This window comes from Acidovorax sp. GW458-11-26-14-TSB4 (assembly GCF_059423865.1).
In genome coordinates, this window is the sequence record NZ_JBWKYR010000010.1 from 148,457 (window position 1) to 173,368 (window position 24,912).

Sequence of the window (24,912 nt, forward strand, 5' to 3'; positions counted from 1 at the left end):
TGACCATGCACAAGAACGGCCCCACCGCCCTGGCGTTCAACGCCCTCGTCATCGCCTTCATGCTCGCGCCCCTGCTGGTCGTGTGCGTGGTGGCCTTCACGCCCGAAAACACGCTGACCCTGCCGACCACCGCGTTCTCGTTGCGCTGGTTCAAGGCGGTGTTCGAGCACCCCGACTTCGTGCAGTCGTTCTGGAACAGCCTGTGGCTGGCCCTGGCCTCGGCCACGCTGGCCACGGTGCTGGCCGTGCCGGCGGGCATCGCCATCACGCGCTACGAGTTTCCGGGGCGCGGCTTTCTCAACGGCCTGTTCCTGTCGCCGCTGATCATTCCGCACCTGGTGCTGGGCGTGGCCCTCTTGCGCCTGTTCGCGCTGGTCGGCGGCAGCGGCAGCTTCGGCTGGCTGGTGCTGGCCCATGCGCTCATCGTCACGCCCTACACGCTGCGCCTGGTGGTGGCGGCACTGGTGGGCTTCGACCGCAGCGCCGAGCATGCGGCCCTGTCGCTCGGCGCGAGCCAGGCCACGGTGTTCACCCGCATCACGCTGCCGATGATCCTGCCGGGCGTCACGGGCGGGTGGATGCTGGCCTTCATCAACAGCTTCGACGAGGTGACCATGTCGATCTTCGTCACCTCGCCGAGCACGGTGACCTTGCCGGTGCGCATGTACATGTACGCCACCGAGTCCATCGACCCGCTGATGGCTGCCGTGTCGGCCCTGATGGTGGGCGTGACCGCCCTGGCCATGGTGCTGCTGGACCGCGTGTACGGCCTGGACCGCGTGCTGGTGGGGCGCAAGTGATCACCATGACTTCCTCTGCATCTCCCTTGCTGCACCGCGTGGCCGAGACCGAGCGCCAGGCCGTGCCCTTCGTGCTCGATGGCCAGCCGGCCAGCGCCCTCGCAGGCGATACCGTGCTCACCGCCATCCTCACCCAGAAGGCGCAGCTGCGCCGCAACGAGTTCAGCCACGAGCCGCGTGCGGGTTTTTGCATGATGGGCGCCTGCCAGGACTGCTGGGTGCAGACCGACAGCGGCGAGCGCCTGCGTGCCTGCTCCACCTTCATCCAGCCGGGCATGGCACTGCGCACCCAGGAAGGCACGGCATGAGCGACCCCCACGCCCTGCAGGCGGTGATCGTGGGCGCCGGCCCGGCCGGCATCCGCGCGGCGCAGACGCTCGCGGCCCATGGCGTGCGCCCCGTGCTGCTCGACGAAGCGGCGCGCGGCGGCGGCCAGATCTACCGGCGCCCGCCCGGGCACTTCACGCGCCCGGCATCGGCCCTGTACGGCACCGAGGCCGCTCGTGCCACGGCCGTGCATGCTGCGCTCGACGGCATCGCGGAGCGCATCGACTATCGGCCCGACAGCCTGGTGTGGAACGCCCAGGGCGGCCTGCTCGACGTGCTGCACGGCCCCACGCAGACCACGCGCAGCGTGCCCCATGGCCCGCTCATCGTGGCCAGCGGCGCGGCCGACCGCGTGCTGCCGGTGCCGGGCTGGACCCTGCCCGGCGTGTACAGCCTGGGCGGTGCGCAGGTGGCGCTCAAGTTCCAGGGCTGCACCATCGGCAACCGCGTGGTGCTGATGGGCAACGGTCCCCTGCTCTACCTGGTGGCCTACCAATACGCGCGCGCCGGCACCACCGTGGCCGCCGTGCTCGACACCGCACGCCTGGCCGACCAGGTGGCCGCTGCGCCCGCCATGCTGACCCAACCCGCCGTGTTCGCCAAGGGTGTGTACTACGTGGCCTGGCTGCGCACGCATGGCGTGGCCATCCACACGGGCGTGCGCCCCGTGCGCGTGCTCGGCAGCGAACGGGTGGAGGGGGTTGTCTTCAGCGACGGCACCCGCGACCACACCCTCCACTGCAACGCCGTGGGCCTGGGCTATGCCCTGCGCTCCGAAACGCAACTGGCCGACCTGCTGGGCTGCCGCTTTGCCTGGGCGCCCCTGCACCGCGCCCACCTGCCCGAGCGCGATGCCGCGGGCCGCACCAGCGTGCCCGGCGTGTACCTGGCGGGTGACGGCGCCGGCATCATGGGCGCCGATGCGGCCGAGTGGGCCGGCGAGCGCGCCGCGCTGGCGCTGCTGGCCGACCAGGGCATGGCGGTGGATGCCGCCCGCGCCCAGGAACTCGAAGGCAAGCTGGCACGCCTGGTGCGCTTTCGCGAAGGGCTGGAACGCGCCTTTCCCTTCCCCACCGACTGGGCCGCCCAGGCCCCCGACGAGCTGGTGGTGTGCCGCTGCGAGCACATCACCGCGGGCCAGTTGCGCGCAACCGTGCGTGAGGCCGGTGCCGACGAGATGAACCGCTTGAAGGCGCTGACCCGCGTAGGCATGGGCCGCTGCCAGGGCCGCAGCTGCGGCGTGGCGGCCGCCGAAATCCTGGCGCATGCCACCGGCAAGCCGGTGGAACTGGTGGGCCGGCTGCGCGGCCAAGCGCCGATCAAGCCCATCCCCATCCACCTGCAGGCCGCCGGCCAGCAACCCGGAGCCGTCGCATGAGCGCCGCCACGCCCAACCTGACCCGCAGCCCGCGGGTCCTGGATACCGAGGTCGCCATCGTCGGTGGCGGCATCGTGGGCGCATCGGCCGCGCTGGCCCTGCGCCGCCGCGGCGTGGACGTGGTGCTGCTCGAACGCGACCTGTGCGGCTCGCGCTCCAGCGGCGTGAACTATGGCGGTGTGCGCCGCCAGGGCCGCCCCCTGAGCCAGCTGCCGCTGGCGCAGCGCGCCCATGAGATCTGGGGCCGCCTGCCCGCGCTGCTGGGCACCGATGGCGAATACCAGCGCACGGGCCATTTCAAGATCGCGCGCAGCGAGGCCGACCTGGCCTCGCTGGAGAAATACCAGGCGATGAGCCGCGACTTCGGGCTCGGCATCGAGCTGCTCTCCGGCGCCCGCCTGCGCGAGCGCTGTCCCTGGATCGGAGGCCGCGCCGTGGGCGGGTCGCTGTGCCCCGACGACGGGCAAGCCAACCCGCGCCTGGTGTCGCCTGCGTTCGCGCTGGCGGCGCAGCGGGCTGGCGCGCAGATCTTCGAGCGCACGCCGCTGACCGCGGTGGAGCACGACGGCAGGCAGTTCATCCTCTCCTCGGGCAACACGCTCACCGTGCATGCGCCCCTGCTCATCAATTGCGCCGGGGCCTGGGCCGGCCCGCTGGCAGCGCAATTCGGCGAGGCCGTGCCCCTGCGCTCGGGCCACCCGGCCATGGCCGTGACCGAGCCCCTGCCCCACTTCATGCAATGGAGCCTGGGCGTGGAGGGTGGCGGCATCTACTGCCGCCAGGTGGCACGCGGCAACGTGGTGCTGGGGGGCGGGTCTGGCGTGGCGCTGGACGGCGACCGCGCCCGCTCCGAGCGCAGCGCCATTGCGGCGCTGGCCGTGCAGGCCATCGAGCTGCTGCCGGCACTCAAGCACGCCCATTTCATCCGCACCTGGAGCGGCACCGAAGGCTACCTGCCCGACCGCCAGCCGGTGCTTGGTACCAGCCGCACCAGGCCCGGGCTGATCCACGGCTTCGGCTTTGCCGGCGCGGGCTTCCAGATCGGCCCCGCAGTGGGCGAGGTGCTGGCCGAGCTGGCGCGCGACGGGCGCAGCAGCACGCCCACCGATGCCTTTGCCATCGACCGATTCGCCCCTGCAGATGCGCCGGCGGCCGCAACTGCCCATTGATTCCCCTTGCATTGACCGCTACCGTTCAACCCCAGAAAGGAAAGACCCATGACCTCTTCTCGCCAGACCTCATTTCTGCGCCGCGCTCTGTCCACGGCTGCCGCAGCGGCGGCGCTGGCCGCCAGCGGCATGGCCGGTGCGCAGACGAAAACGATCTACATCGGCATGAACGGCGGCACGATGGAGAAGGCGTACACGCAGTACGTCTTCCCGGCGTTCGAGAAGCTGCATGGCGCCAAGGTGGTGGTGGTGCCGGGCACGTCCTCGGACATCCTGGCCAAGGCCCAGGCCAACAAGGACAAGCCGCAGATGCACGTGATGTTCCTTGACGACGGCATCATGGTGCGCGCCATGGGCATGGGCCTGTGCCAGAAGCAGCGGCCCAATCCGCATCTGGCCGAGATCTACCCGGCCGCCCGTTTCAAGGACGACCTGGCCAGCGGCGTGAGCCTGGGCATGACGGGCATCGCCTACAACACCAAGATGTTCACCGAAAAGGGCTGGGCACCGCCGACCTCGTGGATGGACTTCGCCGACCCCAAGTACAAGGGCAAGGTGGTGTTCCAGTCCATGCCCTCCTCGTCCTTCGGGCTGCACGGCTTCCTGATGTTCAACCGCATCCAGGGCGGCAACGACAAGAACGTGGAACCGGGCTTCAACAACTGGGCCAAGACCATCGGGCCGAACGTGCTCGAGTACATCCCCAGCTCAGCCAAGATCTCCGAGATGGTGCAGACCGGTGAGGCCGCGATGTTCCCGCTGACTCCGACCGCCGTGGCCGCGCTCAAGTCCAAGGGCATTCCCGTGGAATACGCCCAGCCCAAGGAAGGCTCGGTGGTGCTGATGGTGGGCCAGTGCGTGATCGCCAACAACAGCGAACCCGAGCTCGCGCAAAAGCTCGCCGAGTTCCTGCTGAGCCCGCTGGCCCAGGCCAATGTGCTGCAGTTCGGCGCGCAGATCCCCACCAACCCCAAGGCCCCTGCCGTGGGCGAAGGGGCGGCCCAGGTGGCCCAGATCAGCCAGTGGATGAAGAACGCCGTGACGCTGGACTGGGACGCCGTGAACGCCAACCGCCCCGCCTGGAACACGCGCTGGAACAAGACCATCGAGCGCTGATCGTCGGCAGCGGCAGGCACAACCGCTCGCGTGGCCAACCTGGTGGGGCCACGCGGGCGTGATGTGCGTGACATATGTCACCGGCCCCTGATGCATCTTGTGCACGCCATGCGCCAAACCGCCTGCAGGACTTCAGAATCCGCCCCATCGAGATTCCGAAGACATTCCGACAAGGCTTCCCCACCATGAAACGCTGGATCAAATGGACCGCAGGCAGCGCCCTGGTTCTGGGCGTGCTGGTTGCCGCCACGGCCGCCACCGGCCTGTACCTGGCCGAGCAAAAGCGCAACCGCTACATCGACATCAAGCCCCGCCCCGTGGCCTACACGACCGAGGCGCAGACCATCGAACGCGGGCGCTACCTGTTCAGCTCGCGCGGCTGCACCGACTGCCATGGCGCCAACGGCACGGGCCGAGAGTTCGTCAACGACGGCAAGGGCACGCGCCTGGCCGGCCCCAACATCACCGCAGCCGGCGTGGTGGCGCGCTACCAGCCCGAAGACTGGAACAGCGCCATCCGCCACGGCGTCAAGCCCAATGGCCGTCCCCTGCTGGTGATGCCCAGCGAGGACTACAACCGGCTGACCAACGACGACCTGAACGCCCTGGTCTCCTATATCCGCCAGTTGCCAGCGAAGGAAGGCACGCCTGCCACCATCGAGCTGCCGCGCCCAGCCTGGGTGCTCTATGGCCTGGGCATGATTCCCGACGCGGCTGCGCGCATTGACCACCAACTGGCGCCCTCGCGCCCCGTGCCAGCCGGCGTGACGGTGGCCAACGGCCAGTATGTGGCGAACATGTGCATCGGCTGCCATGGCGCCAACCTGGCAGGCGGCAAGATCCCCGGCGGCCCGCCGGACTGGCCGGCCGCTGCCGACATCCGCCCCGGCAAGGACAGCTCCATGGCGCGCTACCCCACGGCCGAGAGCTTCGTGGCCATGCTGCGCAACGGCAAGCGGCCCGATGGCACGGCCATCCAGGTCATGCCCTTCGAGTCGCTGGGGCAGTTGAGCGATGTGGATGCACGCGCCCTGTACAACTACCTGCAGGCCCTGCCAGCCGATGGCAGCATGCCCCCACCCCCCGCAGCCGAGGTGGCGTTGAACCGCTAAGCCCGCCGGCTGCCATGCCCACGCGCTCAATGCGCATGCTGCGGCACCGATTGCGCCTGGCTGTATGAACCCATGGGGCCGCCCGGTGCGGTGGAAGGCGGCGGTGCGCGGCGCACGCGCGGCACCACGCTCAGCTGCACCGTATCGAGCACCGGCGTGGCCAGCACCTGCACAGCCTTGCGCGGCAGGTCCACCAGCTGCTCGGCATGCCACACGCGCACCTGCGCCGCGCCCTCGGGCACGCTGGCAAAGCGGGCGATACCGTTGTCGTCGGTCTTGAGCGTCCAGGCCGAATCGGTCACGAACACATGGCCGCGCATGGAGCCGTGCAGGTGGCAGCCCAGCAGCACGACACCGGCAGTGTCGAGCTTCACGTCGGCGAAATTCGAGGGCTTGCCATCGGTCTTGCCGGCCAAGCGCAATTCAAAGCCACCAGCGCCGGGCGCCGCGCTGGCCGCAGGGCCGGCGGCATTGCCGCGCACATGGTGGTCCCAGCGGTCCTGGTTGGTGAAGCGCACCGTGGTGCCGGGCTGCACCACCGTCACGGCGGGCACGAAGCGCATCTTCTCCTGCTCGATCACGGGGCTGGGCGCCACCAGGTTGGGCGCCGCGCCGCTGCCTGCGGGCGGATAGACCACCACCACGGCGTCGGGCACGGGCTTGCCGTCCTTGTCCAGGACCTGGATCTGTACGTTGCCGGCGTGGGCCCCCATGGCAAGGGAGCTGGCAGCGATAGCAGCGGCGATGGCGATGTGCGTGTTTTGCATGGGCAAGGGTCCCTCTCTCTGTCAGTCAGTGAACTGTGATCACGTCACGGTGCATGGGGGCCAGCAAGGCCAGCAGGCGGTTCTGCTGGGCAAAGGGAATGCCTTGCGCATCCATGGCGCTTTGCAGCACCTCGACCAGCGCATGGAAGTGGCCCTTGTTGATCTGCATGTCGGCATGGGCCGATTTCATATCGGCCCCCTCGTATTTGCAAGGCCCGCCGCTGAGCTGGCAGAACTGGTCGGCCAGGCTCTCCTTGAGCGCCGCGGGCTTGACATCCTTGAAGTGGGCACCGATGCGCGGGTCCTTCACGGCACGGTTGACGAAGTCATCCACCAGGCGGTCGATGCCAGGCTTTTCGCCCAGCGCCTGGTACAAGCCGGCAGGGGATGCGGATTGGGCCAGGGCGGGCACCGCCAGCAGGCAGGCACAGGCGAGGCCCAAGGCCATCAGGGAATTTCTCATGATCGGTCTCCAAAGGTACCTGGTATCAGTTATTCATTGCCCTGCGTTCTGCCCGCCGCGCATGAAACTGGCGCGGCCCAACCCAGTGCCCCCGTGCGAGGGCCGCCCCGCCGCACCGGGGGCGTCCCCCTCCCGACTCGTGCAGCGAGTCGAGATAGGGGTGAAGGCGCGAAGCGACTCAGGGGGTGCTTCATTTCAGAACGCGGCTTGCGCAGAGAGGTAGTAGCCGGTCTGGCGCCGGCCCTGGGTCACGCCGGGCACGATGCGGCCCAGGTCCACGTAGGCCAACGTGAGCGACAGGTGCTTGCTGGGCGCCCAGGCGATGAACAGGTCTTTCCAGTCATCCTCGCGCAGCCCAGCCCCCAGGCCCGCCGCTGCACCCAGCGCCTGCAAATTGTTGGGCTTGAAGCGGTACTCGGCGCCCACCGCCAAGTCGCGGCGCAGCAGGTAGGCCACGGAAAATTCAGGCTGCAGGCTGCGGCTGTTCTTGCCCGGCGCCGCCGAGCCAAAGCCCAGCAGCCCGTTCTGGTTGGCGTTGGTGGAGCGCAGCGTGGCATTGACCAGCAGGCTCTGCGCCAAAAAGAGCTTGGTGGCGCTCACATAGACGTCAGTGCCGTTGTTCTTGACGCCCAGGAAGTTGTAGACCGACTGGATGGAACCGGGGTGGGCGCGCTTGTGCTCGATGCCCACGGCGATCTGCGGCATGAAGCTGTCGGCATCGAGCACCGCGTCACCGGCCACCCGGAACTTGAGGCCCACCACATCCGTCTTGATGTGCTGGCCCGGGGTGACGCCAAAGGCCGCGATGCCGTTGAGCGCCAGGGCCGGCGAGGCATTGAAATCCTGCCGCGCCAACGACAGCTCGGCCCGGTCGAACAGGCCCACGGCCACGCCGTAGCCGGTCAGGCTGTAGTCCTGCGTGCCGACCCGCGTGGCGTAGCCGCTGAAGCCGACCTCGCCCTCGGTGGCGTTGCTGCCGATCACGGCCCAGGGCGTGAGCCCCCCGCCAGCCGAGCCGGCAATGGTGCTCACACCGCCGGTGAGCAGCAGCTTGCCGGTGTCCGCCTGCGCCAGCCCGGTCGCCATGGCCAGGACCGCAAACACGGTGAAGGGACGCCTGTGGTTCATCGGGGGCTCCAGTACGAAAGCGATGTAAGAGGATGTTGCACCCTACTTACGCAATCTGGTGCGCCTCGGATTCAAAAACCACAGATATTTTTGTTCGATCCCCTGTCGAGGGGCAGCCGCCGACAGCTCACAAGACAGCACACAAGCCACAGGCCTGCGAAACTGGCGCAGCCAAAGCCAGTGCCCCGCGCAAGGGCCGCCCCGCCGCGCTGGGGGCGTCCCCCTCCCGCATTGCGCAGCAATGCGAGATAGGGGGAAGGCGCGCAGCGACTCAGGGGGTGCTTCGATCTACAACATGCGCTGGATCAGTTCGCCCTTGAACAGCACGGGCCCGGTGGGGCCGCCTGCGCTGGGCACGCCGCCCCGGGGCTCCAGGCTGATGGCCAGCGCCGGCACCTGGCGCACGTCGGCCTCGCCGGCTGTCAGGTTGAGCAGGCGCTCCTGACCGAGCACGCCGAGCGAGCGCGGGCCGCCCGCGGGCGGCAGGGCCCACAGCTGCAGCGATTTGTCGGCCCCCTCCTGGAAGCCGCCCACACGCTGCAGCTCCAGCCGGTTGTTCTTCGGATCGAAGGTCACCAGCATGGAGGCTGCGGCCTTGTCGTCGGCCAGCACGGCCACGTACTGGATCTGCGGCGCGGCCTGCAGTTGCTGGCGCAACTCGGCGATCTGGGCACCGCTGCTGGCACGCAGCCCGCCATTGACCTGCACCCCGACCACCACGGCCACCAGGGTGGCCAGGGCACCGGCGGCCGCCGCACCGCGCCACAGCAGCAGGCTGCGCAGCCAGCCACCGGAGCCAGCGGATACCAGCGGCAAGGCCGGCTCGCCTGCCTGGCGCGCCGCCTGCATGGCCTGGGCCTGGCGTTCGGCCTGCACCAGATTATGGATGCGCGTCCACACGGCGGCATCGGGCTGTGCGAGTTCCTGCAGTTCGGCCAGGCCCGACCAGTGGGTCTGCCATACCAGGGCGGCCGCTCGCACGGCGGCCTGCTCGCGGGCCAGGGTCTCGAAGCGGCGGCGCGCGCCGCCGCGCAGGGTGCCGAGCGCGTAGCTGGCCGCCAGGCGGTCCAGCAGTTCGGGGTGTTGGGCGATGTCCATGGTGGTGCCCCCTTAAACGTAGCGGGCCATGCACTGGCGCAACTGCTCCAGGCCCCGCCGGATCCAGCTCTTCACGGTGCCCAGCGGCAGCCGCAATTGCTCGGCCAGCTCGCTGTGGCTCTGGTCGCGCAGGTAGGCCAGGCTCACCACCTCGCGCTGTTTGTTCTCCAGCTTGCCCAGGCACTGGTGCAGCGCAAAGGCCTGTTCGCTGGCCTGGGTGATGTCCATGGGGTTGGGCGAATCGCCCTCCATGGTCTGGGCCATCTCGTCGTCGAACTCGTTCGTGACGTCGCTGCGGTCCGAGGCGCGCTTGCGCAGCGCGTCCAGGGCCCGGCTGCGCACGATCAGCCCCATCCAGGCCATGGGCGGGCTCAGCGATGCGCGGTAATTGCCCGCCCCGCGCCAGATGCTCAGGAAGGCTTCCTGCAGCACGTCCTCGGCCACGTCGCGGTGGCGCACGATGCGCAGGGCCAGGCCGAACAGCTTGGACGAGGTGCTCTCGTACAAGGCTTTCAGCGCGGAATCGTCCTGCGCGGCAATGCGGTCGAGGAGTTGCATCAGTTCACTGTCGGGGGTGAGGGTGCTCATGCGCCCATTGTCTGGGATTGGCCAGAAGTCACGGTGGAGGATGGAGTCGGTCTGCTGTGAATACGCCACAAACCCGCATCTGGATGCACGGGCCTGCCTTCTGCGGCCCTCGCATCCACTGGGCAGTCCGCTGCGTATAGAAAGGGCCATGCAGGCACGCCCCTTTCCCCTTCGAACCACAGGCCCATGAACCACGACACTCCGCCACGCCCCCAGCCGGGAGCCCCCATGGGGCAGGAACGCCATGATGCCGCCTGACGCGAACGGATGGAAATGGAGGGCCGTGGCAGCCGCCGCGCTGTGCCTGGCCAGCGCCAGTGCATCCGCCCAATCGGTGGAACGCGGGCGCGCCGTGTACCAGGAGCACTGCGCAGGCTGCCACAGCGTGGACACGCACGGCGAAGGCCCGGCCCACCGGGGCGTCGTCGGCCGCCGTGCGGGAGCCCTCAAAGACTACGCGTATTCACCCGCCCTGCAGAACAGCAAGCTGCTGTGGACGCGGGCCACGCTCAAGGCCTGGCTGACCGACCCCGAGGCGCTGATCCCAGGCCAGGCCATGGACTACCGCCTCGACGACGCAAGGGAGCGCGAGGACGTAGTGGCCTACCTGGCCACCCTGCGGCGTCTGATCGCAGCGCCTTGACCTTCCCAGGCTGCAGCTACCACTGGGCGCAGATGCCCACCAACCCCGCCAGCACCAGGGCCAGGCCGATGCCCTCGGTGCGCGACAGGCTTTCGCGGAACATGCGCCGCGAGACCAGGTAGCTGAACAGCACCTCGACCAGCCCCAGCGTGCGCACGTCGGACGCCGGGCGCATGGCATAGGCCGTGAACCAGGCGATGGAGGCCAGCGCGCCCATGGAGCCCGCCACCACCGACAGCCGCCAGGCGCGCGCAATAGCGCCGGCCACGCCGGGCTGGCGCGCCAGCAGCCAGCCGCCCAGCACCAGGGTCTGCAGCAGTTGCGCCCAGAACACCCCCCAGGCGCCGGCCACCCAGGGCGCGACGCCCTCGCCCAGCGCCAGCGAGGCACCGCGAAAGCCCACGCTGGCCAGCGCAAAGCACGCCCCCGAGGCAAGGCCGTAGACCACCAGCTTGCCGCTGCCGCCCTCCCCCGTGCGCAGTGCGCGCCAGCCGCCGGCCGGCAGCGAGAGCAGCACCACGCCCATGGTGGCCACGGCCATGGCGCCAAAGGCCAGCGGGCCCGGCAGTTCCTGCAGCAGCACGGCCGAGAACAGCGCGACCTGCAGCACCTCGGTCTTGGAATAGGCCACTGCGAGCACGAAATTGCGCTCCTTCATCGCCAGCAGCAGGAAGGCCGTGGCCCCGACCTGCGTGAGCGCACCCAGGGCCAGCCAGGCGGCATAGGGCAGCGAGAAATGCGGAACGGCGTAGCCCGTGCCGACCAAGGTCAGGCCCGCCACCCAGGCCGAGGCCAGAGGCAGCCCATAGAGAAAACGCACCAGCGTGGCCGCCAGCGTGCCCAGCTCGGCCGTGACGGAGCGCTGGGCGGCGTTGCGCGCCGTCTGCGCGAGCGCGGCCCAGAGGGTGAGGGGAATCCAGGCCCAGGCCATCCATGAAAGAGTCATCGATGGGTTATAGCCCCCTGGCCTGGTGTCTCGCCCACTCCAACGGGCACGGCGGCCATCCAGGCAGGAGAAGGCCCGGACTGCCTGCCCCGCACCTATGCGGGGTAGGTGCCCGGCAGCAGGATCGAGCGGTCCACGTTGTTGATGTTGGTATGGCCGCAGAAGGCCATGGTGATATCGAGTTCCTTCTGGATGATCTGCAGCGCACGGGTCACGCCGGCCTCGCCGAAGGCACCCAGGCCGTAGAGAAAGCTGCGCCCGATCAGCGTGCCCTGCGCGCCCAGAGCACGGGCCTTGAGCACGTCCTGCCCGCTGCGGATGCCGCCGTCCATCCAGACCTCGATGTCCTTGCCCACGGCCTGGGCGATGGCCGGCAGCGCGGCGATGGACGAGGGCGCGCCGTCGAGCTGGCGGCCGCCGTGGTTGCTCACGATGAGCGCATCGGCCCCGCTGTCCACCGCCAGGCGCGCATCCTCGGCGTCCATGATGCCCTTGAGGACGAGCTTGCCGCCCCAGCGCTTCTTGATCCATTCCACATCGCCCCAGTTGAGCTGGGGGTCGAACTGCTCGGCCGTCCAGGACGACAGCGACGACAGGTCGCCCACGCCCTTGGCATGGCCGACGATGTTGCCGAAGGTGCGGCGCCTGGTGCCCAGCATGCCCAGGCACCAGTGCGGCTTGGTCGCCAGGTTGATGAGGTTGCGGACCGTGGGCTTGGGCGGGGTGGACAGGCCGTTCTTGATGTCCTTGTGGCGCTGGCCCAGGATCTGCAGGTCCAGCGTGAGCTGCAGGGCCGAGCAGTTGGCCGCCTTGGCGCGGTCGATCAGGCGCTCGATGAAGTCGCGGTCGCGCATCACATAGACCTGGAACCAGAAAGGGTGGCGGCCGGTGTTCTCGGCAATGTCCTCGATGGAGCAGATGCTCATGGTGGACAGCGTGAACGGGATGCCGAAGGCCTTGGCCGCGCGCGCGCCCAGGATCTCGCCATCGGCATGCTGCATGCCTGTGAGGCCGGTGGGCGCAATGGCCACGGGCATGGCCACGTCCTGGCCGAGCATGGTGGTGCGGGTGCTGCGGCCTTCCATGTTGACGGCCACGCGCTGGCGCAGCTTGATGGACTGGAACTCGGCCGTGTTGGCGCGGTAGGTGCCCTCGGTGTATGAGCCTGAATCGGCATAGTCGTAGAACATGCGCGGCACGCGGCGCTGGGCGACCACGCGCAGGTCTTCGATGCAGGTGATTTTGGACAGGTCAGGCACGGGGTCCCCTTGTTATGGATGGCGCACATCGTAGCCGTGCCCCGCCAAGGGCGGGATGAAGGCTTTTGCGCGTGCGTTGAAATTTTTGCACGGCGGCGTCAGCGGCGCGCCAGTGCAACCCCGGCGATGGCCACCACGAAGCCCACGAGCTGGATGGGCGAGAGCGTCTCACCGAAGATGAGCCAGGCCTGGAGCGCCGACAGCGGCGGCACGGCCAGCAACAGCGCTGTGGTGCGCGTGGCCTCGCCCTGGCGCATGAGCCAGATCAGCAGCGTGGCCCCGCCGATGGACAGCACCAGCACCGAGAACGCCAGGTAGCCCCAGAGTGCGGCCGAGTTGTCCCAGTTCGGCTGGCCGACCGTGAAGGCCATGGCCAGCAGCACGGCCACCGCGCCGATGTTCTGCACCGCACTGGCGCTGCGCAGGTCGTCGCCGGCCGCCAGCGGCGATTTCTGCACCATGGAGCCGATGGTCAACGAGAAGATGCTGCCCGCCGCGACCAGCACCACGGGCAGCGACAGGGCGCTTGCATCGGCTGCCTGCAGGCGCGGCAGCAGCACCATGCCCACGCCGCCAAAGCCCAGCGCCAGGCCCGCCCAGGTACTGGGCGACAGCCGCCTGCCCAGCACCGCCACGGCCAGCAGTGCGGTGAACAGCGGCTGCAGCGCGCCGATGAGCGACATGATGCCCGCCGCCAGGCCCTTGGACATGGCCCACCAGCTCGGGCCCAGATACAGTCCGCTCATGAGCGCACCGGCCAAAAGATGCATGGCGATGCGCTGCGTGCCCCGCGGCCAGGCGGCCCGCACCCAGAACGCCGCCGCAATGAAGGCAGCGGCCACGCAGGCAAAGCGCAAGGCCAGGAACCAGAACGGGTCGGCATGGCTGGCTACGCCGCGCCCTGCCAGAAATCCCGTGGACCAGATCAGGACGAACAACACCGGGGCGAGCGCATGCATGGAAGGCGAGGAGAAAAGCGGACAGAACCGCCGAGCATAGACGCATGCCGCCGGCCGCGCTGAGCAGCGCCCTACTCGGACACCGGCGGACCGATCGGCTGCGGAGCGGCATCCGGGCCCGCGTAGAGCATGAACTGCAGCCGCCCTGCGCGCTTGGCGGCGTACATGGCGGCATCGGCATGCTGCGTGAGTTCTTCGAAGCTGGCGCCATGCTCGGGGAACATGGCGATGCCACCGCTCAGGCCGATGCACAGCGCCTCCCCCCCGAGCTCGTAGGGGCTGGCCGCGGCGGCCAGGATCTTGCGCGCCACGCTGCAGGCGCCCTCCGCACCGTCCAGGCCCGGCAGCAGCACCACGAACTCGTCGCCGCCCTGGCGGCAGACGGTGTCCGACCCGCGCACGGCGGCCTTCAGGCGCTGCGCGAACTGCACCAGCAGCCGGTCGCCCAGGTCGTGCCCGAGCCGGTCGTTGACGGCCTTGAAGCCGTCCAGGTCCAGGTACATCACGGCCAGGCAGCGGCCATCGCGCCGTGCATGGGCGACCGCCAACTGGGCACGGTCCTGCAGCAGCAGGCGGTTGGGCAGGTCGGTCAGCGCGTCGTACTGGGCCAGGTGGGCCATGCGCGCCTGCATGGCCACGGCTTCGGTCACGTCGCGCAGCACGGCCACGGCGCCGGTCACCGTGCCGTGCCGGTCGGTGATGGTGCGGGCCGTCTCCTCGACATCGAAACGCTGCCCCGAGGTGCGGTGCTGTACCACGCCCCGCACGGGCGCATCGGGCGCATCGCCCTGCATGGCGCGGTGCAGGGTACTGGGCAAAGGCCTGTCCGTGTCCGGCGCCTGCAGGCGCAGGACCGCATCCACCTGACTGCCTGCAGCGTCGAAGGCCTGCCAGCCCGTCAGGCGCTCGGCCACCGGGTTGAGGTAGGTGATGCGGCCCTGCGCATCGGTGCAGATCACGGCATCGCCGATGGCCTGCAGGGTCAGCCGGATGCGCTCTTTCTCCTCGAACAGCTGGTCCTCCATGCGTTTGCGGTCGGTGATGTCGATGGTCTGCGAGAACACGCCGCGCACGGCATCGCCATCGACGTCGGGCACGTACGAAATGAGGGCATGGCGCAGCACACCGGCCTTGTCGGCCACGGTGCACTCGAAGAGCTGGCGCTCGCCACGCAGCGCGCTGCGCACGAAGGGCTCGCACATGGCGTACTGGGCCGGGCCCAGCAGGTCGCGGCAATGCCGGCCGCGCATCTGGTCGGGCGGCCTGCCGAACCAGGTGTCGTAGGCGCTGTTGGCAAAGCGGTTGTTCAGGTCCGCATCCCAGTAGCTCACCAGCGAGGGCAGGTTGTCGAGGATGGTCTGCCGCTCGCGCTCGGCCGCGCGCAGTTCGGCGCTCACGGCCTGGCGGCGCTGCAGTTCGCGCACGAACAGCGTGGCCAGGCCCACGCACCCCGCCATCAGCAGCGCCGCGAACACCCCGAGCGCCCAGGCGCTGCGCTGCCACTTGGCCAGCACCGTGTTGCCGGACTGCGCCACGTTCACGACCAGGGGGTAGCTGCCCACATGCTTCCAGGCCTGGAGCTGGCGCGCGCCACTGCTGCCCACGGGGTCGTCGGTATCGGTGCCCACGGGGGCGGCCTGCAGCCGGGCCAGGGCCGCCGTGCCGGCAATGCTGGCATAGGTGTCGTCCTCGGCGCGCGGAAAGCGCGAAATGGGCAGCCCATCCATGCGGTACAGGTCCACGCTGCTGCCGGCCCCCAGGTCGAGCGAGCCGAAGAGCCCGTCGAAGTAGCTCAGGCGGATGGCCCCCACCACCACGCCGGCAAAGGACCCGTCAGGGTGGTGGTAGGCCCGGGTGAGGGGGAGGATGGCCAGCCCGCTCATGCGCGAAGGCACGGGGCGGCCGACGTGCAGGCCCTGCCCCGGGTTCTTCGAGAGCGCCAGGAAATAGTCGCGGTCGGCAAAGTTGGCCGCGTGCGGGGTCAGCGTGGAAGAGTGCAGCACCAGCTTGCCCTGGGCATCGGCCACCAGCACCGCGCCCGAACCCGGCACCTGCAGCGAGCTGTCGAACAGCACGCCGCTGCGGATCTCGGGCGGCAGGGCCATCACCTCAGGGCGCTCAAGCCCCGCCACCACGCCCTTGAGCGATTCATCGAGCGAGCGGATCGAGTCGCCGATGCTGCGCTCCAGCGTGCTCGCAAGGTTGGCATTGGTGCGGCTGGCATAGTCCCAGCTGTCTTCCCGCATGGTCCAGATCGTGCGGGCAAATAGCAGGCCGATGCCCAGGGACACCAGCAGGGCCAGCCAGATCAGCCTGTGGGAGAAAAACTGGCGGGAAAAGTGCATGGACAAGCGTGCGTTGCGGGGCAGGCGTCATGCAGACCCGGTCATTTGCAACACAGTGTAACGTTGCCCGTAATCCAGGCATAGCGCGAAAAGGCAGGGTTTTTGCGCCATTTATCGGTGCGCTGGCGGGCTGGCACCGGCCGCCCGCACACCCGCGCCGCGCACTTCGAACTGCAGCGTGTCATGCACCTTGCCGCGCGCGTCCACCAGTTCCAGCTGGTGGCGCCCGGGCCAGGGTGGCCAGGCCGAGCGGGTACCACGCCCCTGCTCGCGCCCGTCGATGCGCCAACGCAGGTCGCGGCCGCCGCTGGCCACGAACTGCAGGCGCTGGCGCTCGGGCGGAATGTCGGGATCAAGCGCGATGATGGTGCCCGGCACCGGCGCCAGGATGCGCGCCGAGGTCGGTTCGTCGGCCGCATCCGCTGCGGCGGGCGCGGCGCGCAAGGGCCTGGCACCGCGCTTTGCCACCTGGGGTTCGTCGGCCGGCCCTGGGTCGATGGCAAAGCGCGCCTGCTGGGTGCCGGGGACGAACCATTCCTCGCGCGCCGCCTCCAGCGGCAGCGGTGCCGCTCCCTCCTGCGCCGCCTGCAGGGCGCCGAACTGCACCGCCTGGCGTACCAGGCCTTTGGGCGCGGCCGGCGCGCGGCTGGGCTCGCGCGCATGCAGAAAGCCCATCACCGCGGCCCAGATGGGCGCGGCGCCGCTGGTGCCGCTCACGTCGTGCATGGCGGCGCCGCTGGCGTTGCCCACCCACACGCCCACCGTGTAGCGCGCGGACCAGCCCACGGCCCAGTTGTCGCGCATGTCCTTGCTGGTGCCGGTCTTCACGGCCGACCAGAAGCGCGTGGCGAGCACGCTGTCGGTGCCGAAGGTGCGCGAGCGCGCATTGCCGTCGGACAGGATGTCGCCCACGATGAAGGCCGCGCCCGCATCGATGGCGCGCACCGTTGCGGCACCCGGCTGGCCCGGCCACACGCGCACCGGCCCGCGGCTGCCGCCGTTGGCCAGGGTGCGGAAGGCATTGGTCAGGTGCAAGAGCGGCACCTCGGGGCTGCCCAGGGCCAGGCTGTAGCCGAAGTAGTCACCGCTTTCGCGCAGCGGCAGTCCCAGGGCACCGAGCTGGCGGTGGAAGGCATCGGGCGTGACCATGACCAGGGTGCGCACGGCCGGCACGTTGAGCGAGGCGGCCAGCGCCGTGCGCGCAGAGACCCAGCCCTTGAACTGGCGGTCGTAGTTCTGCGGGATGTAGAGGCCGCTGGCCGTGGCGATGTGGGCCGGTGAATCATCCACCAGCGAGGCCGCAGTCAGCCGGCGCTCGGCAATCGCCTGTGCATACAGGAAGGGCTTGAGCGTGGAGCCCGGCTGGCGCAGCGCGAGCACGCCATCGACCTCGCCGGCCTGGCTGAGCTGGCCCGACGAGCCGACCCAGGCGAGCACGGCGCCCGTGGCGTTGTCGAGCACCAGCACAGCACCGTCCTCGACGTTGCGGCCCTGCAGCTCGCGCAGGTGCTGGGCCAGGGTCTGCACCGCAAAGCGCTGCAGCGGGGCACGCAAGCTGCTGTCCACGCGTTCGGCCACCGCCTTGCCCGCAGCCGCCTGCTGGCGCAGCAGGTAGCGTGCGAAATGCGGCGCGATGCCCTCGCTGGCGTCAAAGGCCCGGCGCTGCAGGGCCGCGGTGGTGAACAGGTCCAGCGCATCGCAGTCCACCTGGGCTGCGGCCTGGCCGGGGCGCCGCTGCATCTCGCGCAGCACGCCGCAGGCGCGCTGCGCCACCAGGCCGGGCCGGGCATTGGGGGCACGCACCAGCGCAGCGGCCACGGCGGCCTCGCGGTCGTCCAGGCCGTGCGCGGCCTTGCCGAACAGGGTGCGGCTCAGCGCCTCGATGCCTACCAGCTCGCTGCGGAAGGGCACCAGGTTGAGATACGCCTCCAGCACCTGGTCCTTGCGCCAGCGGCGGTCCAGCACCTGGGCGGCCACGGTCTGGCCGAGCTTTTGCACCACGCTGCGCCCGCCCGGGCCCTGGCGCCAGTCGCCGTCGAGCAGGCCGGCCAACTGCATGGTGATGGTGCTGGCGCCGCGCGTGCGCTGGTTCCACAGGTTGCCCCAGGCGGCCGCCGAGGCGGCGCGCCAGTCCACCCCGCTGTGCTCGTAGAAGCGCTTGTCCTCGCTGAGCACCAGGGCCGTGCGCAGCGCGGGCGAGATATCCGCCAACGGCACCCACTGGCCGCGGCGCACCGTGGAATCGGTGCGCAGGCGCTGCACGATCTCGCCTTCCTGCGATAGGACCAGGGTGTCCGAGGGTTTGAAGTCCTGGCGCACCTCGGTGAAGCTGGGGATGGCATGGGCGGGCAGCACCGCTGCGGCCGCCAAGGCCAACGCCAGACGGCGCCACCAAAGGGCTCGATCAGCCACCGGGATGCTCCCGCTCGAAGCGTTTCTCGGCCTCGGTCAGGTGGTGCAGCAGCACATGCGAAATCAGGTTCACGCCGATACCGCCGAACACGGCCGGCAGCACGTAGAGCGCAATCGACACCTCGGAGGCGAACACCGCATCATCGGCCGCCGACAGCGTCTGCCGGGCCAGCGCCGCCATGCTCTGCAGCAGGTAGACATCGACCCCGGCAATCAGCACCAGCGCAATGCCGAAGCCCAGCACCGCCAGGCGCGAGATGGCGCGGGTGCGCAGCAGCGCCGCGTAGATGCCGGCGGGCAGCACCAGCGAAAAGACGACCAGCAGCCAGAACCGCAGTTCGACGAAGACGCTGGCGTTCATGGCCGCTGCCCCCGGGGATGTCACTTGGCGGCCTCGACCTTCACGCGGGCGTTGGGGAACTCGCCGAACATCTCGGGCGCGTACATGGCTTCCACGCGGCTTGGGGGCAGCGCGAAGTCGCCCACGTTGTTCAGGCGCACGGTGTACTCCATCTTCACCGTGCCCTTGGGCAGGTACTGGTAGTAGCTGCGGAAGGACTCGAAGCTGCGCTCCTCGAACGCCGGCCAGCCGCTGCCGCTGCGCTTTTCGCCCTGGGTGGCGATCTCGGAATCCCGGCCCAGGCCGCTGCCCAGGATGGTGGCGCCGCCGGGCACGGGGTCGGTGATGGCGACCCAGGTCATGTCGGCGCTGGCGTTGACCTCCAGCGTCACGCGCAGCACATCGCCGCGCGTGTACTGGCCGGCGGGCAGCGACTTGTTGGCCTGCTCCACCGGGGTGACGGTCTTCTTGATGGCGTAGCCGGCCGCGAACGGCGCCTTGAGCTGGATGGCCGCCACCGACTGCAGCGTGAGCCAGGGCTTGCCCGTGCCCTGGTGGGCGACGGACAGGCTCTCCTTGCCGCCCGCTGCCGCCCAGGGCAGGAACATGCCGTTGTTGCGCAGGTTGCCGGGCGCCGCCGGCGCGCCGAACCAGGTGGTCTGGTGCGCGGCGCCGCTGGCATCCGCGGTCTTGATGCGCTCGACCTTGCTCCAGTCCACGCTGGCGCTGTTGGCCCCCATGGTGGCCTTGGTGCTGCCCGCGACGGGCGTGGCCTCGAACTTGGCCGAGAACTTCTCCAGCGCCAGGCCGCCCCAGAGGTTGGCCGTGGTGGTGTGCCAGGCGCCGCCCTGCTGGCGGCTGATGAAGCCGTTGGCCAAGCGGCCCATGTCGTCCTTCCAGGCCGGGTCGTCCATCACGGCCAGGATCAGGCGCGCGGTGTTCACGTCGCCGTTCTGCATCAGCCACCACCAGTAGTCGTCCTGCTCGGTGCTGAAGAGGGCCTTGGTGCCCTGGAAGGACAGGCGGCTGCGCAGGATCTGCATGGCCTCGGCCAGGCGCTTGTCGCGTTCGGGCACATCGGCCACGCGGCGCAGCACATTGACCCAGTCGATCACCGAGTGCGTGGGCCACTGGTTGGGCGCAATGGTGATGCTGCTGACCATGCGGCCCTGGGCCTTGCCATAGCGCGACAGGGCCTCGATGGCGGCGAGCTTGCGCATGTCCAGGTCCTTGCGCGGGCTCCAGAACTCGCGCTGGATGCGGCCTTCGACGAAGGCGATCAGGCCGCGCTCCATGGGCGCGCGGGCCTCGTCGGGCAGCGCGAAGGCCGGGTCGATGCTGGAGGCCTCGTGCGTGGCCGCCAGCAGGTAGGCCGTGAGGGTGTCGCTGCCGCGGTTGGCATCTCCGTCGCGCGGTGGGAAGTAGTTGGCCAGGCCATCGCTGTCCAGGTAGGTGGGCAGTTGGGCCACCACGGTCTGCCAGAGCTTGCCATCGCGCATGCCCACCGACTTGCTGGTCTTTTGCTCCAGGCAGGCAAACGGGTAGTTGGCCCACCAGTCGCGCACGCCGGGCAGGCCTTCGGCCAGCTTGGGCTGCAGCGACATCTTCAGGCCGCCGCGGCCGGGCAGCGCATCGGCCGGTGGGTTCACGTCCAGGTTGAAGCTGCCGTCCACCTGCACCAGTGTGGCCTGCTGTACCGTGAGCGGTATGGCCGGGATGATGCGCTGGCGTGCCTTGAGCGCATCGCGCGCGCCGCTCACCGTGTCCTTGGCATCGATCTCCCAGAGGATGGCTTCGGAGCGGGTCTGCGCCAGCTGGGCCGGCGCCGTCACGCTCCAGGCCACCTCGCGCGACTCGCCCGCGGGGATGTCGATGGTCTGGGGCTTCAGGTCCAGCAGCGTGGCGCGGGGCGACACCTCGACCTTCATGGCTGCCTTGGTGGTGTTGCGCAGCGTGAGGTGGGCGCGGAACTGGTCGTCCTCGCGCACCAGCGGCGGCAGGCCGCTGATGATCTGCAGGTCCTGCGTGGCGCGGATGCTGGTGCTGCCAGTGCCGAACAGGCCCACTGAGGCATCGGCCACAGCCACGATCTTGAAGGTGGTGAGCGCATCGTTCAGGGGCACCGTCACCTTGGCCTGGCCGTTGGCGTCGAGCTTGAGCGCGGGCTCCCACAGAAGCAGGGTCTCCAGCAACTCGCGCGTCTGCGCGCGACCGCCGCCGCCGCCCGCGGGCACGGCCTTCTTGCCGTAGTGGCGCCGGCCGATGATCTCCATCTGCGCGGTCGAGGTCTGCACGCCCCAGCTGCGCCGCTGCAGCATGGCTTCGAGCAGGTTCCAGCTGGTGTTGGGCATCAGCTCCAGCAGCGCCTGGTCCACGGCCGCCAGGGCCACCTCGGCATTGGCCGCGGGCTTGCCATTGGGCAGGGTGGCGGTGATGGTGACCTGGGCCTTGCCGCGCACGGCATAGCTCTCCTTGTCGGCCACGACCTTGACGTCGAGCTGGTGCGCCTTGGTGCCCACGCGGATCTCGGCCAGGCCGAGGCGGAAGGCGGGCTTGGAGAGGTCGACCATGGCCGTGGGGGCCTGGTATTCCTTGCCCTCGTACCAGAACGAGTTCCACCACTCGCGCGGCGATTTGAAGCCCCAGGTGAAGAAGCTGTACCAGGGCACGTCACGCAGGCGCCCGCGCAGGGCCAGCACGCTCACGTAGACATTGGGGCCCCAGCTGTCCTCGATCTTGAGCTCGATGGTCGGGTCCTGGCCGTTGAGCTGCACCACGCGCGTGTCGATGATGCCCTCGCGCTCCACCGCCACCAGGGCGGTGGCGAAGCGGAACGGCATGCGCACCTGGAACTTGGCGGTCTCGCCGGGCTGGTAGTTCTTCTTCTCGGGCAGCAGGTCGATGCGGTCGTGGTCCTCGCCGCCGAACCAGAGCTCGCCCTGGCGCGTGACCCAGACCGAGGACGCAGCCTCGCTGGTGTTGCCGTCGCGGTCGCTGGCAATGGCCACCAGCTCCACCTCGCCGGCTTCGTCGAGCTTGGACTCGCACAGCAGCAGGCCCCGGCTGTCGCTCTTGCCGCTGCACACGGTGCCCAGGTCCTTGGTCTCGGTCTGGTTGTCGTAGCTGTAGAAGCCGCCCACCATGCGCTTGCGCGTGGTGGTGGTGATGCGCGCCACGGCCTTGACCTGCAGGGGCACGTCGGCCGCAACGGAGCCGTTGTGCTGCAGCGCCAGCGCCTGGAAGCGGATCTTCTGCTTGGCCGAGACCCAGCCTTCGGTCTTGATGCCGGCCACCACGCCCGCGGGCCACACGGTCTGCGTGCTGCGCAGGGTCTGCACCTCGCCGTTGGGATCGGCGTAGGTGGCCTCCATCACCAGGTCCTGGGGCTGGCGCGCCTGGGGCACGTTCTCGATGGTGAGCTTGCCGGCGCCATTGCGGTCCAGGGTCACGGCCAGCTTGTCGGCGATGACGCGGCTGTCCTGGCTGGCGGCGGCCTCCTCGTCGTCGCTGTTGCCGCTGTTGCCCTGGCCGCGCTTGCGCGGCGGGTTGAAGCTGAAGGCGTCGAAATCGTTGTACTGCAGCGATTTGCCGCGCACCATGGCCGACACGCGCACCGGCAGGTTGGCCGCGCCGCCGCCGGCCACGTAGTTGATCTGCACGTCGGTGGGCACGGAGCGCACGCGCACCAGGGCCTTCTTGTCGCTGGGCGCGATGCGGCCTTCGAGCACCGGCAGGCGGAACTCTTCCACACGGAACTGGCCCGAGCTGAAGCTGCGCTCACTGCCGCCGGCATTGCGCAGTTCGACCGAGTACATGCCCAGCTTGGCCGCAGGCGGCACGGCAAAGCTGCTCTCTGCGCTGAAGCCGCCCGTGGCCGTGCTGCGCCAGGCCAGGGGCTGGGTGTACTGCTGGCCGCTGCCGACGTGGGTGATCACCAGCGCGGCGGGCCGGCTCTCGGGGATGTCGAAGCCCTTGCGCGTCTCGGTGCGCAGCAGGTGCTTCATCGACACGGTCTCGCCCGCACGGAACAGGGTGCGGTCGAAGATGGTGTGGGCGCGCTCGTCGGGGTTGGGTTCGCTGCTGGTGGGCACATTGAAGCGCCAGGGTTCGATGCCGCGCTGCCAGTCGCTCCAGGTGAAGGCCATGTCCTCCACGCCGTCAGCGCCCTTGCTGCGGGCGCTGACGAAGTAGGCACGCTCGCCTTCTTCACCGCACTGCTCGGGATCCGATGACAGGCCTTCCAAGCTGGCCACGCCCTGGGCATTGGTGGTGCCGGTGGCCAGTTCACGGCCCGTGCAGTCGGAAACGCGCACCGTGGCGCCGGCCACGGGCTGGCCCTTGTCCAGGCTGGTCACCCAGGCCAGTGCGTTTTCGCGGCCGAGCTTGAAGTGCACGCCCAGGTTGGTCACCAGGGCGGAAGTGCGCACGTACATGGTTCGGGCATCGCCATGGCGCTCGTCGAGCAGCGAGGCGCCGAGCAGTTTCGAGGCGATTTCCACCACATGGAATCCCGGCGCCAGCGGAATGCCCACCACCTCGAAGGGGCGCGGGTCGTTGTTCGTCGGCTTGGGCAACTCCAGCGTCTTCACACCGCTTTGACCGCCGAGCAGGGAGACCATGCGCGACTGCACATAGTCCCGGTCGTCGTCGATCACCTTGGGCAGCGGGCCCTTGGTGTCGCGGCGCGCCTCCTCGCGGGCCACGTTGTAGTTGTCGTAGCGCTTGACCTTGCGGAACCAGGCAATGATGTCCGAATCGCTGGTGGGCCGCAGGGTGCTCACCTTGCCGGCGGGGGCCGCGGGCGTACCCGTACCTGCCTGCAGGCCTTGCACCTTGAGGGCCGCCTCCACATTGCGCAGGGTGACGGGCAGCAATGCCGGGCCCTCGGGGCCTTCGGCAAAGCGCTCGACGATGCCGAAGGGCGCGGCCGCGAACTTGGCCAGCGGCGGCCTGCCGCCCGTGGCCACCTTGAGCGGGAAGCTGTCGGCATTGCGCAGGGCGCGGCCCGAGGCATCCTTGAAGTCCTTGGGCAACTCGATGGTGAACTGGGTGTTCTCGGCCAGCGGGGCGGGGAACTGCAGGCTGGTGACCACGGAGTCGGGGTTCTTGTCCTCGTCGGCTCCGCCTTCAAGCTGCGGCTTGACCGTTTCCTTGCCCGACTTGAGGCGGATGCCGGCCGCCAGCTTGCGCGCCAGGGGGGCGTTGAAGGACAGGCTCATCGGGCGGATCGGCAGGCAGGCGGCCTGGGCGTTCTCGCGCTCGCAATTGAACTCGGCCGAGAAGGGCTCGCGCACCTTGTAGGCAAAGCGTTTTTCGACCGCATTGGCCACGCCGCTCGGGGTGGCCACGCCCTTGCCGAAGACGAACTGCATGCGCGAGCCGGAGGTCAGGCGCCGGTTGCAGGCCAGGGTGGCGAACTGCAGGGGCTGCTGGGCGGCCCGCTTGTCCAGGCCCTGGGATTTGAGGATCTCGTCGCGCTGGCTGCCTTCGATGAGACGCACCGGCACTTTCTCACCCACGCCATCGAGCGCGCACCAGGTGTTGGCCTTGATGCTGTCCAGCGTGGCCGGCCCGTTGAGCTGCAGCACGAAAGCCTGCTCTTCGTCGATCTCCTGGTAGGTGCCGGGGCGCATGTTCTGCACGAAGGGTCCGCCGGTGTTGAACTGGAAGCTGGTGGTGCCGGTGAGCGCCGTGCCCGCAGCCGACTTGAAGCCGGCCTTGGCGGCGGTGGTACAGCGCACGCCGGGGGGCAGGTCGTTCTCGAAGTCGAACACCCACTCCTTTTCGCCCGTCCAGCGTCCATTGCCCTTGGTCGCGGCGGCATCGCTGCAGCTCAGGGTCAGCGGCGCCGGTGCCTTGGGGTCGCCGAAGTTGACAGCGGCCGCATCGAACTTGACCACGACCTGGCGCACACGCGCCACCTCGCCCTGGGGGGACAGGCTCGTTATCTGCAGGGCATGGGCCGTGCCCATGGCCCCCAGGGTCGCCAGCGACAGGCCGGCGGCAAACATCCAGTTCTTGGCTTTCACGCGATCCCCTCCAAAGGAACTGGCAAGCGTAAC

General features: G+C 69.5%; 19 protein-coding genes. 7 read left to right on the forward strand and 12 right to left on the reverse strand.

Translation table 11 applies throughout. The features are described from left to right. The first annotated feature begins 5 nt into the window (after positions 1–5). The 6 genes from AC07X5_RS20425 to AC07X5_RS20450 all read left to right on the forward strand — a co-directional run bounded on the left by AC07X5_RS20425 (position 6) and on the right by AC07X5_RS20450 (position 5,902). Entirely contained in the window at positions 6–800 is a 795-nt protein-coding gene (locus AC07X5_RS20425; protein ID WP_494771606.1) for an ABC transporter permease, read from the forward strand. Between the two features lie 5 nt (positions 801–805). After that, on the forward strand, positions 806–1,108 hold the full coding sequence (locus AC07X5_RS20430; protein ID WP_494771607.1) for a (2Fe-2S)-binding protein: 303 nt from the start codon (positions 806–808) through the stop codon (positions 1,106–1,108). After that, positions 1,105–2,505, forward strand: a complete 1,401-nt coding sequence (locus AC07X5_RS20435; RefSeq protein WP_494771608.1) for an FAD/NAD(P)-dependent oxidoreductase — start codon at positions 1,105–1,107, stop codon at positions 2,503–2,505. The genes AC07X5_RS20430 and AC07X5_RS20435 overlap by 4 nt, the downstream gene beginning before the upstream one ends. Beyond that, a complete protein-coding gene (locus AC07X5_RS20440) occupies positions 2,502–3,674 on the forward strand; it encodes an NAD(P)/FAD-dependent oxidoreductase (protein WP_494771609.1) in 1,173 nt (390 codons plus the stop codon). The genes AC07X5_RS20435 and AC07X5_RS20440 overlap by 4 nt, the downstream gene beginning before the upstream one ends. A 48-nt stretch (positions 3,675–3,722) precedes the next feature. Next, positions 3,723–4,790, forward strand: a complete 1,068-nt coding sequence (locus tag AC07X5_RS20445) for an ABC transporter substrate-binding protein (RefSeq protein ID WP_409962608.1) — start codon at positions 3,723–3,725, stop codon at positions 4,788–4,790. A gap of 185 nt (positions 4,791–4,975) precedes the next feature. Next, entirely contained in the window at positions 4,976–5,902 is a 927-nt protein-coding gene (locus AC07X5_RS20450; RefSeq protein ID WP_494771610.1) for a c-type cytochrome, read from the forward strand. Positions 5,903–5,928: 26 nt separating this feature from the next. Here the strand turns inward: AC07X5_RS20450 and AC07X5_RS20455 are convergent, their stop codons facing one another. From AC07X5_RS20455 to AC07X5_RS20475, 5 genes are all read right to left on the reverse strand, one after another. Next, positions 5,929–6,669 (reverse strand): cupredoxin domain-containing protein, encoded by a 741-nt coding sequence (locus AC07X5_RS20455; protein WP_494771611.1) that lies wholly within the window; start codon positions 6,667–6,669, stop codon positions 5,929–5,931. Positions 6,670–6,694: 25 nt separating this feature from the next. Further along, positions 6,695–7,132, reverse strand: a complete 438-nt coding sequence (locus AC07X5_RS20460; RefSeq protein WP_494771612.1) for a group I truncated hemoglobin — start codon at positions 7,130–7,132, stop codon at positions 6,695–6,697. A gap of 195 nt (positions 7,133–7,327) precedes the next feature. Further along, entirely contained in the window at positions 7,328–8,260 is a 933-nt protein-coding gene (locus tag AC07X5_RS20465) for a DUF3034 family protein (protein ID WP_494771613.1), read from the reverse strand. Between the two features lie 288 nt (positions 8,261–8,548). After that, complete coding sequence (locus tag AC07X5_RS20470) at positions 8,549–9,358, reverse strand: anti-sigma factor (protein ID WP_494771614.1); 810 nt, start codon at positions 9,356–9,358, stop codon at positions 8,549–8,551. 12 nt (positions 9,359–9,370) lie between these two features. Further along, positions 9,371–9,946 (reverse strand): RNA polymerase sigma factor, encoded by a 576-nt coding sequence (locus tag AC07X5_RS20475; RefSeq protein ID WP_409956099.1) that lies wholly within the window; start codon positions 9,944–9,946, stop codon positions 9,371–9,373. A gap of 283 nt (positions 9,947–10,229) precedes the next feature. Between AC07X5_RS20475 and AC07X5_RS20480 the strand changes: the two genes are divergently transcribed. After that, positions 10,230–10,589, forward strand: coding sequence for a c-type cytochrome (locus AC07X5_RS20480; protein ID WP_409956100.1), 360 nt, complete (start codon positions 10,230–10,232; stop codon positions 10,587–10,589). Between the two features lie 16 nt (positions 10,590–10,605). Here the strand turns inward: AC07X5_RS20480 and AC07X5_RS20485 are convergent, their stop codons facing one another. The 7 genes from AC07X5_RS20485 to AC07X5_RS20515 form a co-directional block, all read right to left on the reverse strand. Continuing rightward, positions 10,606–11,535, reverse strand: a complete 930-nt coding sequence (locus tag AC07X5_RS20485; protein WP_494771615.1) for a DMT family transporter — start codon at positions 11,533–11,535, stop codon at positions 10,606–10,608. Between the two features lie 95 nt (positions 11,536–11,630). Then, the gene (locus AC07X5_RS20490; protein WP_409956102.1) at positions 11,631–12,794 is read right to left on the reverse strand and encodes an alpha-hydroxy acid oxidase; all 1,164 of its coding nucleotides are present in this window, start codon (positions 12,792–12,794) and stop codon (positions 11,631–11,633) included. Positions 12,795–12,892: 98 nt separating this feature from the next. Continuing rightward, on the reverse strand, positions 12,893–13,753 hold the full coding sequence (locus AC07X5_RS20495) for a DMT family transporter (protein WP_494771616.1): 861 nt from the start codon (positions 13,751–13,753) through the stop codon (positions 12,893–12,895). A 71-nt stretch (positions 13,754–13,824) separates the two neighbouring features. Then, the gene (locus tag AC07X5_RS20500; protein WP_494771617.1) at positions 13,825–16,098 is read right to left on the reverse strand and encodes a bifunctional diguanylate cyclase/phosphodiesterase; all 2,274 of its coding nucleotides are present in this window, start codon (positions 16,096–16,098) and stop codon (positions 13,825–13,827) included. A 111-nt stretch (positions 16,099–16,209) separates the two neighbouring features. After that, entirely contained in the window at positions 16,210–18,510 is a 2,301-nt protein-coding gene (gene pbpC, locus AC07X5_RS20505; protein ID WP_494771618.1) for a penicillin-binding protein 1C, read from the reverse strand. Then, positions 18,503–18,871 carry a hypothetical protein gene (locus AC07X5_RS20510; RefSeq protein WP_494771619.1) on the reverse strand — a complete coding sequence of 123 codons (369 nt, stop codon included), beginning with the start codon at positions 18,869–18,871 and terminating at the stop codon, positions 18,503–18,505. The genes pbpC and AC07X5_RS20510 overlap by 8 nt, the downstream gene beginning before the upstream one ends. A 20-nt stretch (positions 18,872–18,891) precedes the next feature. Further along, positions 18,892–24,861, reverse strand: coding sequence for an alpha-2-macroglobulin family protein (locus tag AC07X5_RS20515; RefSeq protein WP_494771659.1), 5,970 nt, complete (start codon positions 24,859–24,861; stop codon positions 18,892–18,894). Positions 24,862–24,912 lie beyond the last annotated feature (51 nt).

Bases quoted from the DNA above. Each gene is read 5' to 3' on its own strand.
- AC07X5_RS20435 (WP_494771608.1), top strand. From the start codon at position 1,105: ATGAGCGACCCCCACGCCCTGCAGGCGGTGATCGTGGGCGCCGGCCCG.
- AC07X5_RS20455 (WP_494771611.1), bottom strand. From the start codon at position 6,669: ATGCAAAACACGCACATCGCCATCGCCGCTGCTATCGCTGCCAGCTCC.
- AC07X5_RS20430 (WP_494771607.1), top strand. From the start codon at position 806: ATGACTTCCTCTGCATCTCCCTTGCTGCACCGCGTGGCCGAGACCGAG.
- AC07X5_RS20460 (WP_494771612.1), bottom strand. From the start codon at position 7,132: ATGAGAAATTCCCTGATGGCCTTGGGCCTCGCCTGTGCCTGCCTGCTG.
- AC07X5_RS20510 (WP_494771619.1), bottom strand. From the start codon at position 18,871: ATGAACGCCAGCGTCTTCGTCGAACTGCGGTTCTGGCTGCTGGTCGTC.
- AC07X5_RS20515 (WP_494771659.1), bottom strand. From the start codon at position 24,861: ATGTTTGCCGCCGGCCTGTCGCTGGCGACCCTGGGGGCCATGGGCACG.
- AC07X5_RS20450 (WP_494771610.1), top strand. From the start codon at position 4,976: ATGAAACGCTGGATCAAATGGACCGCAGGCAGCGCCCTGGTTCTGGGC.
- AC07X5_RS20440 (WP_494771609.1), top strand. From the start codon at position 2,502: ATGAGCGCCGCCACGCCCAACCTGACCCGCAGCCCGCGGGTCCTGGAT.
- AC07X5_RS20465 (WP_494771613.1), bottom strand. From the start codon at position 8,260: ATGAACCACAGGCGTCCCTTCACCGTGTTTGCGGTCCTGGCCATGGCG.
- AC07X5_RS20425 (WP_494771606.1), top strand. From the start codon at position 6: ATGCACAAGAACGGCCCCACCGCCCTGGCGTTCAACGCCCTCGTCATC.
- AC07X5_RS20475 (WP_409956099.1), bottom strand. From the start codon at position 9,946: ATGAGCACCCTCACCCCCGACAGTGAACTGATGCAACTCCTCGACCGC.
- AC07X5_RS20485 (WP_494771615.1), bottom strand. From the start codon at position 11,535: ATGACTCTTTCATGGATGGCCTGGGCCTGGATTCCCCTCACCCTCTGG.
- AC07X5_RS20495 (WP_494771616.1), bottom strand. From the start codon at position 13,753: ATGCATGCGCTCGCCCCGGTGTTGTTCGTCCTGATCTGGTCCACGGGA.
- AC07X5_RS20500 (WP_494771617.1), bottom strand. From the start codon at position 16,098: ATGCACTTTTCCCGCCAGTTTTTCTCCCACAGGCTGATCTGGCTGGCC.
- AC07X5_RS20445 (WP_409962608.1), top strand. From the start codon at position 3,723: ATGACCTCTTCTCGCCAGACCTCATTTCTGCGCCGCGCTCTGTCCACG.
- AC07X5_RS20470 (WP_494771614.1), bottom strand. From the start codon at position 9,358: ATGGACATCGCCCAACACCCCGAACTGCTGGACCGCCTGGCGGCCAGC.